Raw genomic sequence first — 16,340 nt, 5'->3', positions numbered from 1 at the left:
GAAAAAAATGGAAAATAATGACAACAAAAATGGGCAAAATAATAATAACAACGGAAATTTTTTTAATAAAAATCCTATTATAGTTTTTGCCGCTTTTGCTATAATTATAGTGCTTGTATTTAGAAGTTTCACGCCAGAAGGTATGAATGAATTTGGTGGAACTACAAATTCAAAAGCAGTATCTTACTCTGAGTTAAAACAACTCATAAAATCAAAACAAATTTCAAACGTATCTATAGGACAGACTACTATAAGAGCTGAAGGTGGTGGAACGACTTATATAGTAAAAAAGGTTAATAACGATCAGACTTTAGTACCTTTACTTGAAAGCGAAGGAGTAAGTTATGGAGCTTATAGCGAAACAAACTGGTTTAGTGATATGCTATTTTCATGGGTTATTCCTGTATTTATATTTTTTGGAATTTGGATGTTTCTTGCTAGTAGAATGCAAAAAAATATGGGTGGTGGCATACTTGGAATGGGCAGTAGCAAAAAGCTTGTAAATAGCGAGAGACCAAAAGTTAAATTCAATGATGTAGCTGGGGTAGAAGAAGCCAAAGAAGAGGTAAAAGAAATAGTTGATTTCTTAAAAAATCCAGATAGATATATAAGCTTAGGTGCCAAAATTCCTAAAGGAGTACTTTTAGTAGGACCTCCAGGAACTGGTAAAACCCTACTTGCAAAAGCCGTTGCTGGTGAAGCGGACGTTCCGTTTTTTTCAGTTTCTGGTTCAAGCTTTATAGAGATGTTTGTAGGAGTTGGAGCTAGTAGAGTTAGAGATCTTTTTGAAAATGCTAAAAAAGAAGCTCCTGCTATAGTATTTATAGATGAGATAGACGCTATAGGAAAAAGCAGGGCAGCTGGTGCTATGATGGGCGGTAACGATGAAAGAGAGCAAACATTAAATCAACTATTAGCCGAAATGGATGGATTTGATAGCGACAAGAGTCCTGTTATCGTCCTTGCTGCGACAAATAGGCCTGAGGTTTTAGACGCTGCTCTTCTTCGTCCAGGTCGTTTTGATAGACAAGTTTTGGTTGATAAGCCTGATTTTAAAGGTCGTGTTGATATATTAAAAGTCCATAGCAAAGAAGTTAAACTCGCAAAAAACGTAAATATGGATGACATAGGTCGTTTGACTGCAGGACTTGCTGGGGCAGATCTCGCAAATATTATAAATGAAGCAGCACTTTTGGCAGGACGTGCTAGTAAAAAATTTATTGAACAACAAGATTTAGTAGAGGCCGTAGAAAGAGCTATCGCGGGACTTGAGAAAAAATCTCGCCGTATAAATCCAAAAGAGAAAAAGATAGTCACTTATCACGAGTGCGGACACGCTCTTATCGCTGAAACTACGAAAGGCGCGGATAAAGTTACTAAGGTTTCAGTTATCCCAAGAGGAATAGCTGCTCTTGGATATACTTTAAATGCTCCTGAAGAAAATAAATTCTTGATGCAAAAACATGAGCTTATTGCAAAAGTAGATGTTCTTTTAGGGGGACGCGCAGCAGAGCATGTATTCATAAAAGAGATAAGTACAGGAGCCAGCAATGATCTTGAGAGGGCAACGGATATCATAAAAGCCATGGTTTCTATGTATGGAATGACTGATGTTGCAGGACTTATGGTACTTGAAAAACAAAGAAACGTATTTTTAAACGGTGGACAAACTTTAAAAGATTATAGTGATGATATGGCTCATAAACTAGATGAGTATGTAAAGGGATTTTTAGAAGAAAGATTTAAAGCAGTTGTAGCGACGCTAGAGCTTTATAAAGGAGCTATAGAAAAAATGGTTGAAGCTTTATATGAAGAAGAGACTATAGAAGGTAGCAAAGTAAGAGAGATAATCAAGGATTATGAGTTAGAAAACAACATACCGACTCGTCTTGTAAATAACGAAGATGCTAATATCGACATTCAAGAAGCAAAAGAGAAGGAATAAAAATGGATAATTTAAGAGTGATAAACAGGTATGGGTATCTTTCTATATCTATATTTGGGGCGTTATTTCTTTTATCGCTCTTATTTGAAATTTATGAATATTTTTTTGGCTTGCTTTTTTTGGCTTCTATATTTATATATAGAAATCCAGAGCGCATGGTTGAAGTCAGCGATGATAAAGCGATATTTTCACCAGTTGATGGTAAGATCATATCTATAAAAAGAACTATCTATGCCGGAGATGAGTATTTAGAAGTGTCTATAAGAAATCATTTATGTGATTGTGGCGTTTTAAGATCTGTGGCAAATTTGAAAATAGATGAGATCAAAAAGAAAAATGGACTAAATTTATTTAGTAGCAGTGATGCAAAAAATTTACTTAGTAACAGAGTTGCTTATATATGTAGTTTTATAAATAAAAAAATAGTTATAAAAATATGCTCAGGCGTTATAAGTAGAAAGATCCATTATAAAAATGCAAAAGAGCTAAAAGCAGGAGCTAGGATCGGCTTTATAGTGGATGGAAAAGTTAGTGTATTGTTGCCAGTAGATACGACTTTAAAAATATCTACTGGAGACAAAATCAAGGCTTGCGATTTGATAGGTTTTTTAGGAGAAGATAATGGAAAATAAGCCAAAACTTATTTATATTTTGCCGAATTTATTTACAGCCGCTAGCGCATTTTTAGGTATTATAAGTGTTTTGGCTTCCGTAAAAGGTGAATACGGTAAAGCTATAATTTATATAGTTTTATCTCTTATCTTAGATGGTCTTGATGGACGCGTAGCTAGGCTTACAAAAACTACTTCTAAATTTGGTGTAGAGTTTGATAGTTTGGCAGATTTGGTGGCTTTTGGTGTGGCTCCAGCTATGCTATTTTACTTTAGCGTAGGACATCTATTTGGACGTTTTGGATCTCTTTTAGCGGCAGTATTTGTCGTATTTGGCGCTATACGTTTGGCTAGATTTAACGTGATGACTGGAACTTATGAGCCAAACGTATTTATAGGACTTCCTATACCAAGTGCAGCTATCGTTAGTGCATTTTGGGTTGGTATATACACTAACTATGAGTTTATGCATGGTTTTGAATGGATTTTTGTGATAATAATGGGTGGGCTTTCTATACTTATGGTCTCAAACGTACGTTATCCTAGCTTTAAAAAAGTAGATTTTAAAAGAGCAAATTATATAAAAGCGCTTGCGGTTCTTGTGATTTTATTTTCGCTTCTTTATCTATATCCGTTAGAAAGCGCGACAACTCTTATGACTATTTATACAATTTATGGTATAATACGCTCTATTTGGGCGAGGTTTTTCGCTAAAAATATTAAATTGACAAATAAGGAGAACAAATGACGGCAACACGTAAAATCTATATATTCATCTATAAACTCTCTCTCCTTAATCTGCTGCAAAAATAATCTTTTTATACTCAAACATACAAAATAAATTAGGTGATTTCAGATCTTTATACGTTTAGCTACAGCTAAATTTACAAAAATTAGGATAAATAAAATGGATAAAAATAAAATAATAGTATTTGATACTACTTTAAGAGATGGCGAGCAAAGCCCAGGTGCTTCTATGAATACGGAAGAAAAGATCCAAATAGCATTGCAGCTTGAGCGCTTAGGTGTAGATGTTATGGAAGCTGGTTTTGCTGCTGCTAGTGCAGGCGATTTTGATGCTATAAATCAGATCGCAAAACAGATAAATAATATTCGTATAGCTAGTCTTGCAAGAGCTTTGGAAAAAGATATCAAAGCGGCTGCAGACGCTATAGCGCCGGCAAAAAATAGGCGTATCCACACTTTTATAGCTACAAGTTCTATCCATATGGAACATAAGCTAAAAATGGCTCCTGAAGAAGTTATTAAAAGAGCCGTTGAGTCAGTAAAATACGCAAAAACTTTTGTAGATGACGTTGAGTTTAGCTGTGAAGACGCTGGAAGAAGCGATATAGTGTTTTTAAAAGAAATTTGCGCAGCAGTCGTAGAAGCCGGAGCAACAACATTAAATTTACCAGATACAGTAGGCTTTAGAATGCCTTATGAGATAGCTAAAATGATAGAAGAAATGGTTAAATTTATAGGTGATAAAGCCATTATATCCGTGCATAATCATAATGATTTGGGGCTTGCAGTAGCAAATACTTTAGCTAGTATAAAAGCTGGAGCAAGACAGGTTGAATGTACTATAAACGGACTTGGAGAAAGAGCTGGAAATGCTGCCCTTGAAGAGATAGTTATGACTTTAAAAACTAGAAATGACGAGTTTGCACCTCTTTACACAGATATTGTAGCAAAAGAGATCTATGCTACTAGTAGATTGGTCGCTAGCATAACTGGTATCGAGCCGCAACCAAATAAAGCGATCGTAGGTAAAAATGCATTTGCGCATGAGAGCGGGATCCATCAAGACGGAGTTTTAAAATGTGCCTCTACTTACGAGATCATAAGAGCAGAAGATATCGGAGCTGAGAAAAATAGTTTGGTTTTGGGTAAACATAGTGGACGACACGCATTTAAAGATAAACTTATAAATTTAGGTTTTGATCTTGATGATAGTGAATTAAATGAAGCTTTTATCAAATTCAAAGATCTATGCGATAAGAAAAAAGATATATTTGATGATGATATAAGGGCGCTTGTTAGCAACGAGATCATAAAAATACCACAAATTTACGAGGTAGAAAAGCTAAGTACAAGCTCTTGCAATAAAGGTCACGCTAGTGCTGCAGTTAGTATTAAATTTAATGATGAAATCATAAGTGACGCAGCTCTTGGAAATGGAACTGCTGATGCGATATTTAAAGTGATTGATAGGATAAGCAATATCAATGGCGAGCTAAAAGACTACAAAGTAAATGCGGTTTCTCAAGGTAAAGACGCGCTTGCAAAAATAACTGTAAAAGTTGTATTTGAAGACTCAAATAACGCTACGATCGGTCATGGACTTGATATCGATACTATGATGGCTAGCGCCAAAGCTTATGTAAGCGCCTTAAATAGCTATCTATCTATGAAAAATAGATGATCAATCTACTAAATTGAACGTAAAAAATTCACTTTTAAAATCGCTATCACCCAAACTTATGTATTGAGTGATAGCGGCATCTATATTTCCTACTTCTTGATACAAAAGACCTAGTGCAAATATACTCTCTTTTGAAGTAGGGTCTATGATCTTTGAAAGTCTTAGATAGCCTATAGCACTTTCTGGGTGATTTGCACCTATACTAGCTACACTTGCTAGAAATAAGGAATTTGAATCTCGCATATTATAGTTATCGATAAGATCATTATAGATCGTATAAGCTTCTTCATAATTGTTTGTAAAAAGATCTAAATATGCTAATGTCTGCATAATATTTTGATGATTATCGTTCGTAAGTTCTAGATCTTTTTTTATACGATCTCTTTGCACATTCAATAGTCCAGAAATTTGTAAAAGCTTCGTAAAGCTTACACGGATTATGTTGGCACCGCCATAAAGCGACTCTTTGTTCAGTTTGTTATTAAAAAAGTTATACTGGATATCTTTTGCGTATTCTTTGATATTGTTTTTATCAAATTTAGATGTAAAATTAAGAATATTTACCAAAATGTCATTTGGTAGCATAGTTTTTAATTGCTCCGTTTTTTTATCGCTCGTATCATTTTTTCCTATCAAATACCTAGCAATGCTACCAAAAGCTATATTTAGCACATTTTTACTTTTATCGTTTTCTAACCAGTTTAGCAAAGCACCTTTATTTCCTAGCGTCAGTTGGATGATAGCGTGGTACATATCTCTATCTTCGACAGCGCCGTCTTGGTCTAAATTTTCTATGACTTCTGCTATAAGTTTTTTATTTTCTTTATTTATCATAGTAGAAGTTACGATAGCAAAAACTCCGCTTAGATGATTTTTTGGATCTAAGTGATAGCTCGTGATAAAGTGTTTGTAGCTTTCTGAGAAATTTCCAAGTTGTGCGTAAGTAAGAGCTAGATTATAGTGAAGTATAGAGTGGTTTGTATATAACTTCGTGATATTCAAAAGCTGTGAATTTGCTTCTCTTAAGTTGTAATCCAGCGCTACTGCTATAGCTTTTGAAAGATTTAAATTTGCTTTAGATAGAGTTCTGCTTGCTTTTAGATACTCATCGGCTTCGTTATTTTCATCTAAAAACAGACTTATGCCACCTTTTCTTATGTAATCCATAGTTTGTTTAGCATCAAAAACTTTGTATGGTGCAAAGTAAAATAGCATTTCATAAATATTATTTATACTAAAAAATGTTTCTAGATCAAAACTGTTTTGAGCGATATTTAAGTCGAAAAGTTCCGGATTTAACGCAGCTTTTATAGGGTATTTTGATGATGCAAAAGTTTCGTTTTTTTCATTTATATCCTTTAGAGCCATTCCTGCTTGCGCAAATTCCCCAGTTTTTAAATTTATAAGTGCTATAGCAAGTTTCGTTAAATTCGCATTTTTTTCATCTACCAAGGCTTTGTTTAAGTACTTTTTAGCGATTTCGTAATTACCACTCCTAGCCTCTAAAAGTCCAAGGGGCAAATTTACGTCATATGAATCTACTTTATTTAGCGCTTTTATAGAATCACTATCAAGATATAAGTAGCTGAGTATTTTTGCTCTTAGGTAGTTTTTTTGATTTTCATAATATTTGTTTGTAGGCGCGTTCTCAAGTATGTTTAGAGCTTCGATATAGTAGCCTTTGTAGTAGTTTATGATAGCATTATAATAAGCATAAAGGCTGGAGTCCGACTCGCCTGCTAAAAATGCATTTGCTATATCTATATAATATTTAAAAAGCTGAATTTCGTTTAATTCTAATGCACAAACAGCTGCATTTAGTGCGCTTACTGATGTATTTTCTTGATTTGTTATAGCTTTTTTGAACGATTCTAAAGCGTCTTTAAATTTATATTGATTCATTTGCGAAACACCAAGGTTATAGTTCGATAAGGCTTCGTTGTAAATAGCTACGTTTTCATAAATTTTAAGCGCTTCAAATTTATTTCCGCTTTCGTATAGTTTATTTGCCTTTTTTAGCATATCGTCGATTTTTGATGGGCTAAATGTTTTTATCTCTATTTGCTTGACGGTTTTTGGAGGTTCTAATTTTGGCGTTTTATCACTTGATCCGTTATTTTTAAACAATAAAACCAAGATCAAGATAAGAAAAAGAATGAACGCTCCGCCGCCAATTAGCCCAAACATCAAAAAATTATTTTTTTTATTTTGAACCTTCTGTTCAACTACCGGTTCTTCTTTTGTTTCAAGTTCCTCGAGTGGAACGATGCTGTTTTCGTCATCTTTTTCTAAGATAACTACTTCTTCTTTTTGCTCATCTGCCAAAGCTTATCCTTACATATATTTTTTAAGAACTTCTGGGATATTTATAGAGCCGTCGCTGTTTTGGTAATTTTCCATAATCGCTATAAGAGTTCTACCGACTGCTAAACTTGATCCATTTAGAGTATGAACTAAAGCATTTTTTTTACCGTCTTTGTATCTGATTTTCGCTCGTCTGGCTTGAAAATCTCTGGTATTTGAGATAGAGCTTATCTCTCTGTATTTTCCTTGTCCTGGAAGCCAAACTTCAAGATCTATAGTTTTTGCCGCGCCAAATCCAAGATCGCCGCTACAAAGCATCATATGACGATGAGGAAGCCCCAGCTCTTTTAACATATCAGAAGCGCAGCTTACCATTTCATCAAGTATTTTCGCACTATCTTCTGGTTTGCTTATGCTTACAAGTTCTACTTTTTCAAACTGATGCTGACGTATCATTCCTCTAGTATCTCGTCCAGCGCTTCCTGCTTCTTGTCTAAAACACGCTGAGTAACAAGTCATTTTTATAGGTAAATTTTCAGCTGGAATTATCTCATTGTTATAGATGTTCGTGACTGGAACTTCACTTGTAGGGATAAGGTATAGATCTTCATCTCTTATCTTATACAGATCTTCTTCAAATTTAGGTAATTGTCCTGTGCCATAAAGCGTGTTTGAACTTACCAAAAATGGTACATTTACTAGCTCAAAACCTCTAGCAGTATTGAAATCTATCATAAAATTTACTAAAGCTCTACTAAGTCTAGCTCCATCGCTTCTAAGCACGGTAAAGCGACTGCCTGAGAGCTTTGCTCCTGTTGCGAAATCCAACCAGCCGAGATTTTCTCCAAGCTCAAAATGCTCTTTTGGGGTAAAACTGAACTCTCTAGGCTCAAGCACGGTTTTTATGCAGACGTTATCGTCTTCGTCTTTTCCTAGTGGTACGTCATCATCTATCACGTTAGGTACTCTACTAGCCACCATGTCTAGCTTAGTTTCAAGCTCGCTTACTAAATTTGAAGCGGTCTGCATAAGTCTCTTGTTTTCTTCAAGCTCAGTTTTTAGTAGCGTTGTGTCCGTGCCGCTTCTAGTTAGTATGCCTACTTCTTTTGATTTTGCGTTTTGCACGGCTTGAAGATTTTCTAGCTCTTGTTTTTTGATTTTTAGTTCATTGTATGTATCAAGTAAATTTTTTAAAACGCCCTCATCAACTTTTTTCGCTTTTAATTTAGCGTTAAATTCATCGAAATTCGTCTCTATCAGTTTTAAATTTATCATAATTTTCCTTTATCTATAAATTCCCACGGCGTCTCTTACTTTTTGCATCGTCTGGGACGCTACGTTTTTAGCTTTTTTTGCTCCAGTATCAAGAATATCATAAACTTCATCTTTATGATTTATGTAGTATTCAAATTTTTCTCTAGCCTCAGCAAAATAGTTCCAAACAAGCTCATTTAGATACATTTTAAAATGCCCGTAACCCTCACCGCCTTTTTCGTATCTAGCCGCAAGTTCTTCTTGCTCTTTGGAATTTAAAAATAGTTTTGCTATGTTAAAAATATTGCAGTTTTTCCACTGTTTTGGAGCTTCTAATGGGGTTGAGTCTGTCACTATAGAGCTACACTGTTTTTTTAGAGTTTTTGCATCGCTGAAAATATCTATCGTATTTCCATAGCTTTTACTCATTTTAGCTCCGTCAATACCTGGAACAGTAGCTACATTTTGCTGGACTCCAGCTTCAGGAAGAGTAAATATATCTCCGTGTGCATTGTTAAATTTGATAGCCAAATCACGTGCTATCTCGACGTGTTGAATTTGATCTTTTCCTACTGGAACTATGTTTGAGTTAAAAAGTAAGATGTCTGCGGCCATCAAAACAGGATAGCTAAAAAGTCCGTGATGAGCTTCAAATCCTTTTGCGACTTTGTCTTTATAGGCATGAGCACGCTCGACTAGACCCATAGGAGTTAGCTGGCTTAGTATCCAGTAAAGCTCAAGCACGTCTTTGACGTCGCTTTGAACCCAAAATGTTGATTTGTTCGGATCTATGCCAAGTGCTAAAAATGCACACGCAGCTTCAAAAGTGCTGTCTTTTAGCTTTTTTGCTTCATTTACTGAAGTCATAGCGTGATAGTTCGCGATAAACATAAACATATCGTCATTGCCCAAGTTTTGAGTATCGACCATAGGTTTTATGCTGGCAAAATAATTTCCTAAATGTAGCTTTCCTGAAGGTTGAAGTCCTGTTAAAGTTCTCAACTGTTATCCTTTTATCTCTTTAAATTTAATATTTTGATGATTTCTTTCGCGATTTTATCTGCAGATTTATCTTCTACGTTTATCACAAAATTTGCCTTTTTTTCATATTCTTTATCTCTAAGTCCATGAAGCTCTTTTGCCTTTTGTAAATTTGATAAAAGCGGTCGTTTAGCAAATTTTTTCTCACTATTGCTTGAGTTTTGTAATCTATCTATTATCTTATCAAAGCTTGATTTTAAGTATATAACGGTTCCTATTTTATTTAAATTTTTTACTTTGTAAAAACCGCCGCCAGTAGATATGATGGCTCCCTTGACTTCGTTTTCTAAGAATTTAGCTAAATCTTTTTCTATCTTTCTAAATGCTTCTTCACCATCATCTTCAAAAATTTTTTTTATTTTTTTATTTGCATAGCTTTCTATCATATCATCACCGTCTATAGCAAAAACTCCTATTTTTTTGCTTAAAGCCCTTGCTATAGTGCCTTTTCCGACTCCCATAAATCCTATCAAAACTATATTCTTATCTATTTTCATTTTCTGCGCTCTCTTTTTGGCTACGATTTTTAGGTATTAAAATCACCGGAGTTCCGTTTAATTCGAAATTTTCTCTTAGTTTATTTAAAAGATATCTTTTGTAACTAAAATGGAGAGATCTTGGTTTATTCATCACTAAAGCGATCTTTGGAGGAGCAAATCCAAACTGAGCGCCGTAGTAGATTTTAACTATTTTACCGTGATCACGTGGTACTGGATGAGTACGAACTGCTTCTTCGATGACTTCATTTAGCCTTGAAGTTTTGATTTTTTGAGTATAGTTTTTATAAACTTCAAGAATGAGTGGATATAGTTTATGAACTCTTTTTCCGCCAAGTGCGCTAACGCTAATGATAGGAGCGTAAGCTAGGAATTTAAATTTATCTCTTAGCTCAAAAACGACTTTATCAAAATCACCGTGCTCTTTGTCCCATTTGTTTAAAACTATGATAAGTCCTAGCTCAAACTTAGCTCCCAGTCCTGCTATCCTCTCATCTAGTTCTGTAAGTGGCTCACTTGCGTCAAGAACTAGTAATGCTATGTCTGATTCTTCTAAGATTTTTTCTGTTCTATTTAGTGCAAATCTTTCTATACCTTCTATTTTTCCGCGTTTTCTAATGCCTGCTGTATCTACAAACTCAAAAACTCTATCTTCATAGACATAGCTTTCATTGACTGGATCTATCGTGGTTCCAGCAATCTTACTTACGACTGAACGATCTTCTTTTACAAGAGCGTTTAGAAGGCTTGATTTACCGACATTTACTCTGCCGATTATTCCTACTTTTATGTTTTTTGTTTCATAATCAACACTCGGTTTTTCTATATCTATCTCACCTTTTTCGTCAAAGCCTTCTAAAAATTCGTCAAAATCATCGCTCATATCTGCTTTTATAGTTGTTTCTGGCAAAAGCTTGTATATCCATGAGCAAAGCTCGTCTGTGCCTATGTTGTGGCTTACAGATAGGCCAAATACTTCTTTTGAACCAAACTCGTTAAATTCCCAGCTTCTCTCTTCGTCTTTTTTGCTATCGACTTTATTTACGACGAGCGCGGTCGGTTTTTTTAAATTTAAAAGCTCGTAAAATATCTTTTTATCTTGCTCATCAGGTAGCATTTTACCATCTACCATAAATACGATGATATCGGCGTTTGCCGCTTCGCTAAGTGTTTTGATCTTTACATTTTTAAATATCTCGTTACTATCATCAAGTCCGCCGCTGTCTATCAAAATGCAACTTTTATCATCAATAAAAATTTCAGTCTTATTCGTATCTCTTGTCGTACCGCTAATGTCGCTTGTTATGGCTATTCTTTGTTTAGCTAAACGATTAAATAGTGAACTTTTTCCGACATTCGGTCTGCCGATTAGTATAACTTTCTTCATATATTTCCTTTAAAAACGGTCAATTATATCCAAAAATAGCTAAATTTATAAAATATTATGGCTTGTCGTGTTAAAATTAAAAATTAAATTTAAACTAAATTTAAAATTATTTAAGTGGAGATTATGTGTATAGGCAATTTTTAATGCGGCATTTGGGGATCTATTATATGCTTATCGCTTCAGTGCTATTTGCAGCAACTGGAGCATTTGCTAAACTTTTGAGCAGTGATATGAGCTCTATCGAAGTTGTATTTTTTAGAAATATCATCGGTTTTGTTCTGATACTTTTTGCGCTTAGTAAAAAGCCGCTTCATCAAAAAGGCGGAAGACCTTTTGTGCTAATCTTTCGCGGTATTATCGGTACGCTTGGATTACTTGCTTTTTTTTACAACGTAGCTCAGATAAATTTGGCGACGGCTTTTACGTTCCAAAAAACAGCTCCGATATTTACGGCTCTTATTGCCTTAGTGATATTTAAAGAAAAGTTAAGCTTTAAAGGCTGGATAGCGATATTTATAGGTTTTTTTGGTATTATTTTTATAGTTCAACCAAATTTAGGTTTGACTAAAAATGATCTTGTTGGATTGCTCAGTGGCATTGGAGCGGCGCTTGCATATACCAGTATAAGGGAACTTAGAAAGTTTTATGACACTAGAATAATCGTGCTTTCATTTATGACCTTCGGAACACTTATACCACTTTTATGTATGGTTTTAGGTGAGTTTTTTGAGTTTAAAAATTTGGATTTTATATTTGCTAAATTTATTATACCGAATTTTACTGGATTAATTTATATTTTATTTATGGGAATTTGCGGGGCGTGGTTTCAAATTTATCTAACAAAAGCATACGCAGCTAGTAAAAAAGCTGGAGTAGTCGCAGCGGTGAGTTATAGTGATGTTTTATTTAGCTTACTTTTTGGGTTGATGCTTGGAGATTCGCTTCCAAATATGGCTGCACTATGTGGTATAAGCCTGATCATCATAAGCGGAATTTTGATAGCCTCAGAAAAATGAGTAAGCAAATATTTAGTGCTTTTTAGCTACAATCGTGCAAAAATTAGTGCGTAAAATTTAGGAATAAATATGGTTTTAATAGCAGGACCTTGTGTCATCGAAAGTAGGGATTTGGTTTTTAAAGTTGCTCAAAAGTTGGCTAAATTTAATGAAATGGGCTGGATAGATTTTTATTTTAAATCTAGTTTTGATAAGGCAAATCGTACTAGCATAAGTAGTTTTAGAGGACCTGGGCTTGAAGAAGGGCTAAAGATACTTGGTGAGGTTAAAAAGGAATTTGGATTTAAGATTTTAACAGATATCCACGAAAGCTATCAAGCAGCGCCAACTGCTGAGGTCGCAGATGCTTTGCAAATTCCAGCTTTTTTGTGTCGCCAAACAGATCTTTTAGTAGCCGCTGCAAAGACAAAAGCTATGGTAAATATCAAAAAAGGTCAATTTTTAGCTCCAGATGCTATGAAACATAGCGTTAAAAAAGTGCTTGAGACAAGGGGAGTCAGTGGGTTTGGTCATGATATCGCAAAGCAAAACGGAGTATATCTTTGTGAGAGAGGAAGTACGTTTGGCTATGGAAATTTGGTCGTAGATATGAGAAGTTTAGTCGTTATGAAAGAATTCGCTCCTGTGATTTTTGATGCAACTCATAGCGTACAAATGCCTAGTGCAAATGGCGCTACTAGCGGAGGAGATAGTAGATTTGTGCCGTACTTAGCAAGAGCTGCGGCAGCTGTTGGGGTAGAGGGATTTTTCTATGAAACTCACATAAATCCTTGTGAAGCGCTTTGCGATGGAGCCAATATGCTTACTCTTGAAGCGTTAGAAAAAAACATAGAAGAGATAAAACGTATCAGGGAAATTGTGTCTTAATGAACAAAGGTCTATTTTTTGTTTTATTAGGTGCGATTTTTGAATGTGGATGGGCTTATGGGCTAAAACATGCGGATTCAAATTTGGAGTATCTTATAACTATCTGCTTTATCTGTGTGAGTTTTTTCTCATTTATGAGTGCGTTTAAGTATCTTTTGGCAAGTGTTGCTTATACTTTATTTATAGGTTTTGGAACTTTATTTATAGTAAGTGCTGAAATTTTGACTGATTATTTTAATAGAAATAGCGTTGATTATTTAAGGCTATTTTTCATAGCTACACTTTTAGTCGGAGTTTTAGGGATCAAAGGTGTAAAAAATTGATACATTTTTTAGCTCTTATTTTAGCCGGCGGATTTGAAGTTTTAGGTGTTGTTTTTTTAAATAAATATGGGCATTCTAGCGGTATCAAAAAAATAATAAATTTCTTATTTATAGTCATTACTTTTACCTGCTCTCTTAGTCTGCTTAGGTTTGCTATGCAAAGCTTAGCAATGTCTGTGAGCTACGCTATTTGGACGGGTATAGGAGCTATAGGCGCTGTTGGGGTTGGTGTTTTGATAAATAAAGAAAAGTTAGGTTTGAAAAAGCTATTTTATCTATTTTTGATAATTTTTAGTGTTATAATGTTAAAGATAATATAAGGAGAAAAAAATGAATATAATAGAAGGAAATTTGAGTTTAAAAGGCAACGAAAAAGTCGCTATCATAAATGCAAGATTTAACCACATAATCACAGATAGGCTAGTAGAAGGTGCAAAAGACGCCTTTTTAAGACACGGCGGAAAAGAAGAAAACTTAGATCTTATCTTGGTTCCTGGTGCATTTGAGATACCTATGGCGTTAGAAAAAGTTTTAAGTAGCGGAAAATGGGACGCGGTTTGCTGTGTTGGAGCTGTGATAAGAGGAAGTACGCCACATTTTGACTACGTAAGTGCTGAAACTACAAAAGGTATAGCAAGTGTAACTTTAAAGTATGGTAAACCAGTAACTTTTGGTGTTTTAACTGTAGATAACATCGAACAAGCAATTCAAAGAGCAGGTAGCAAAGCTGGAAATAAAGGCTTTGAAGCGATGACTGGAGTAGTTGAACTACTAAATTTATATAAAAATATAAAGGCTTCATATGGCAACTAGACATCAAGTAAGACAGAGCGTCGTGAGCTTACTTTATGCAAATGAGATGGGCAGCGAGATGGACGAGTTTGCCGAAGAATTTTTAGAAGAAAAAAAAATAAGGAACGATCAAAAGAATTTTACTTTAGAGCTTTATAATGGTGTTTTACAAAACTTAGACTTGATAGATGAAGCTCTAAATATCCATCTTGGAAAATGGAAGCTGGGTGAGATAGGGAGCGTAGAGCGAGCTATACTAAGGCTTGGTGCGTATGAGATCAAATTTACTAACACGGATGATGCTATCATCATCAATGAAGCAGTCATGCTCGGAAATGAGCTAGGATCTGACTCATCTACCAGGTTTATAAACGGCGTTTTAGATGCTATAAGCAAGGTGAAATGATGAAACTTTGCGTTGCCCTTGATCTTGCTAGTTATGATGAATGTATAAAGCTAATAAATGAGCTAAAAGGGCTTGATGTTTGGCTAAAAGTCGGGCTTAGAAGCTATCTAAGAGATGGTGCTAAATTTATAGAAGATATAAAAAAAACTGGTGATTTTAAGATATTTTTAGATCTTAAAATTTATGATATACCAAATACTATGGCCGATGCTTGTGAAGTGATATCAAAAATAGGCGTTGATATGATAAATTTACACGCAAGTGCCGGTAAAATAGCTATGGATACAGTTATGGACCGTTTGGCTAAGCTTGAGTACAGACCCATAGTTTTAGCCGTGTCCGCACTAACTAGCTTTGATGAAGCCGTTTTTAAGCAGATATATAGTGCAAATATAAAAGATAGCGTTGTTAATTTCTCAAAGATCGCTTATGAATGTGGGCTTGATGGTATGGTATGCTCGGTCTATGAAAGTCTGCTCATTAAAGACGCTACGTCTAGGGAATTTTTGACTTTAACTCCTGGTATAAGACCTTTTGGAGAAGCTATTAACGATCAAAAAAGAGTCGCGAATTTAGATATGGCAAAAGAGAGTTTATCTGATTTTATAGTAGTAGGACGACCTATATATGAAGCAAATGATCCTAGAGAAATCACTCAAAAAATATTAACTAAAATATCTGATATAAATTTACTTTAAATCTCGATAATCGCAGTATGTATAAATTGCGTAAATTTAAGTATAATTTAAGTGGCAAAAGAGTATAATCTCAATTCACTTTTAAGGACAGATGGGTGAGCGGCTGAAACCACACCCCTGCTAAGGGTGCAAGTCTTAATCGGGCTTCGAGGGTTCAAATCCCTCTCTGTCCGCCACTAAAATTTCAACTTCCATATTATTCATATATTTTTTCAAAATTTCTTTTATAAAAAATTAAATTATTTTTATTTAAATTTATTGCGTTTATGCATAGTTTAGATCTTTTGATGAAATATGCTAAAACTAAATTTATTTTTTACAAAATATCTCTTGACATAACCTAAAAAATAAGATATAATTCCAGCTCACAAGTTAAGGGTGCTGGTGTAGCTCAGTTGGTAGAGCAACTGCCTTGTAAGCAGTAGGTCGGCGGTTCGACTCCGTTCACCAGCTCCATTTATTTTAACAGTGTTTGACCAGATATTTTATAGCAATCAACAATTTTTATTAAGGTGAGATACTCAAGCGGCCAACGAGGGCAGACTGTAAATCTGCTGACTTTGTCTTCCGTGGTTCGAATCCACGTCTCACCACCATTGCTATTGCGGGAGTAGCTCAGTTGGCTAGAGCATCAGCCTTCCAAGCTGAGGGTCGCGGGTTCGAGTCCCGTTTCCCGCTCCATTTTGGATGTCGACTGGGAGCTGTATTCTAATTTACTATTTCTTAAATTATACAGTTTATTCTAGTTGATTATTGGTGTTTGTATTATTT

At 34.9% G+C, this 16,340-nt stretch carries 16 protein-coding genes and 4 tRNA genes; 15 read left to right on the top strand and 5 right to left on the bottom strand.

Annotated elements, in window-relative coordinates:
• The first annotated feature begins 7 nt into the window (after positions 1–7).
• From ftsH to CHHT_RS06695, 4 genes are all read left to right on the top strand, one after another.
• The gene (gene ftsH, locus CHHT_RS06710) at positions 8–1,945 is read left to right on the top strand and encodes an ATP-dependent zinc metalloprotease FtsH (protein WP_034963332.1); all 1,938 of its coding nucleotides are present in this window, start codon (positions 8–10) and stop codon (positions 1,943–1,945) included.
• 2 nt (positions 1,946–1,947) lie between these two features.
• Complete coding sequence (locus CHHT_RS06705; protein WP_034963330.1) at positions 1,948–2,577, top strand: phosphatidylserine decarboxylase; 630 nt, start codon at positions 1,948–1,950, stop codon at positions 2,575–2,577.
• Positions 2,567–3,304 (top strand): CDP-diacylglycerol--serine O-phosphatidyltransferase, encoded by a 738-nt coding sequence (gene pssA / locus CHHT_RS06700; protein ID WP_034963328.1) that lies wholly within the window; start codon positions 2,567–2,569, stop codon positions 3,302–3,304. The genes CHHT_RS06705 and pssA overlap by 11 nt, the downstream gene beginning before the upstream one ends.
• Positions 3,305–3,463: 159 nt before the next feature.
• Positions 3,464–4,984, top strand: a complete 1,521-nt coding sequence (locus CHHT_RS06695; protein WP_059430730.1) for a 2-isopropylmalate synthase — start codon at positions 3,464–3,466, stop codon at positions 4,982–4,984.
• Here CHHT_RS06695 and CHHT_RS06690 read toward each other — a convergent pair whose 3' ends face one another.
• From CHHT_RS06690 to der, 5 genes are read right to left on the bottom strand one after another with little or no spacing between them, the layout of a single operon-like run.
• Positions 4,985–7,309 (bottom strand): tetratricopeptide repeat protein, encoded by a 2,325-nt coding sequence (locus CHHT_RS06690; RefSeq protein WP_034963326.1) that lies wholly within the window; start codon positions 7,307–7,309, stop codon positions 4,985–4,987.
• A gap of 9 nt (positions 7,310–7,318) precedes the next feature.
• Positions 7,319–8,563, bottom strand: a complete 1,245-nt coding sequence (serS, locus tag CHHT_RS06685) for a serine--tRNA ligase (RefSeq protein WP_034963324.1) — start codon at positions 8,561–8,563, stop codon at positions 7,319–7,321.
• 9 nt (positions 8,564–8,572) lie between these two features.
• Positions 8,573–9,544 carry a tryptophan--tRNA ligase gene (gene trpS / locus CHHT_RS06680; RefSeq protein ID WP_034963322.1) on the bottom strand — a complete coding sequence of 324 codons (972 nt, stop codon included), beginning with the start codon at positions 9,542–9,544 and terminating at the stop codon, positions 8,573–8,575.
• A gap of 11 nt (positions 9,545–9,555) precedes the next feature.
• Positions 9,556–10,080, bottom strand: coding sequence for a shikimate kinase (locus tag CHHT_RS06675; RefSeq protein ID WP_034963320.1), 525 nt, complete (start codon positions 10,078–10,080; stop codon positions 9,556–9,558).
• Positions 10,067–11,467, bottom strand: a complete 1,401-nt coding sequence (gene der, locus CHHT_RS06670) for a ribosome biogenesis GTPase Der (protein ID WP_034963318.1) — start codon at positions 11,465–11,467, stop codon at positions 10,067–10,069. Before der ends, CHHT_RS06675 begins: the two co-directional genes overlap by 14 nt.
• 125 nt (positions 11,468–11,592) lie before the next feature.
• Here der and CHHT_RS06665 point away from each other — a divergent pair, with 125 nt between their 5' ends.
• The 11 genes from CHHT_RS06665 to CHHT_RS06615 all read left to right on the top strand — a co-directional run bounded on the left by CHHT_RS06665 (position 11,593) and on the right by CHHT_RS06615 (position 16,250).
• A complete protein-coding gene (locus tag CHHT_RS06665; RefSeq protein ID WP_064019826.1) occupies positions 11,593–12,483 on the top strand; it encodes a DMT family transporter in 891 nt (296 codons plus the stop codon).
• 69 nt (positions 12,484–12,552) lie between these two features.
• Positions 12,553–13,350, top strand: a complete 798-nt coding sequence (kdsA, locus tag CHHT_RS06660) for a 3-deoxy-8-phosphooctulonate synthase (protein WP_034963315.1) — start codon at positions 12,553–12,555, stop codon at positions 13,348–13,350.
• Complete coding sequence (locus tag CHHT_RS06655; protein ID WP_034963313.1) at positions 13,350–13,673, top strand: DMT family transporter; 324 nt, start codon at positions 13,350–13,352, stop codon at positions 13,671–13,673. Before kdsA ends, CHHT_RS06655 begins: the two co-directional genes overlap by 1 nt.
• Positions 13,670–13,993: a DMT family transporter gene (locus CHHT_RS06650; protein ID WP_051663780.1), complete on the top strand. Its 324-nt coding sequence runs from the start codon at positions 13,670–13,672 to the stop codon at positions 13,991–13,993. The genes CHHT_RS06655 and CHHT_RS06650 overlap by 4 nt, the downstream gene beginning before the upstream one ends.
• 10 nt (positions 13,994–14,003) lie before the next feature.
• Positions 14,004–14,486, top strand: coding sequence for a 6,7-dimethyl-8-ribityllumazine synthase (gene ribH, locus CHHT_RS06645; RefSeq protein ID WP_034963311.1), 483 nt, complete (start codon positions 14,004–14,006; stop codon positions 14,484–14,486).
• Entirely contained in the window at positions 14,476–14,871 is a 396-nt protein-coding gene (gene nusB / locus CHHT_RS06640) for a transcription antitermination factor NusB (RefSeq protein WP_034963309.1), read from the top strand. Before ribH ends, nusB begins: the two co-directional genes overlap by 11 nt.
• Entirely contained in the window at positions 14,871–15,569 is a 699-nt protein-coding gene (pyrF, locus tag CHHT_RS06635; RefSeq protein WP_034963307.1) for an orotidine-5'-phosphate decarboxylase, read from the top strand. Before nusB ends, pyrF begins: the two co-directional genes overlap by 1 nt.
• 85 nt (positions 15,570–15,654) lie before the next feature.
• A tRNA-Ser gene (locus CHHT_RS06630) sits at positions 15,655–15,745 on the top strand.
• Between the two features lie 204 nt (positions 15,746–15,949).
• Positions 15,950–16,025 (top strand) — tRNA-Thr (locus CHHT_RS06625).
• 55 nt (positions 16,026–16,080) lie between these two features.
• Positions 16,081–16,165, top strand: a tRNA-Tyr gene (locus CHHT_RS06620).
• A gap of 8 nt (positions 16,166–16,173) precedes the next feature.
• Positions 16,174–16,250, top strand: a tRNA-Gly gene (locus CHHT_RS06615).
• Positions 16,251–16,340: the final 90 nt, after the last annotated feature.

Source organism: Campylobacter hyointestinalis subsp. hyointestinalis, from assembly GCF_013372145.1.
Lineage (GTDB): Bacteria > Campylobacterota > Campylobacteria > Campylobacterales > Campylobacteraceae > Campylobacter > Campylobacter hyointestinalis.
Note: the sequence above shows the minus strand (reverse complement) of the source record. Positions and strands in the feature narration are given on the sequence as shown.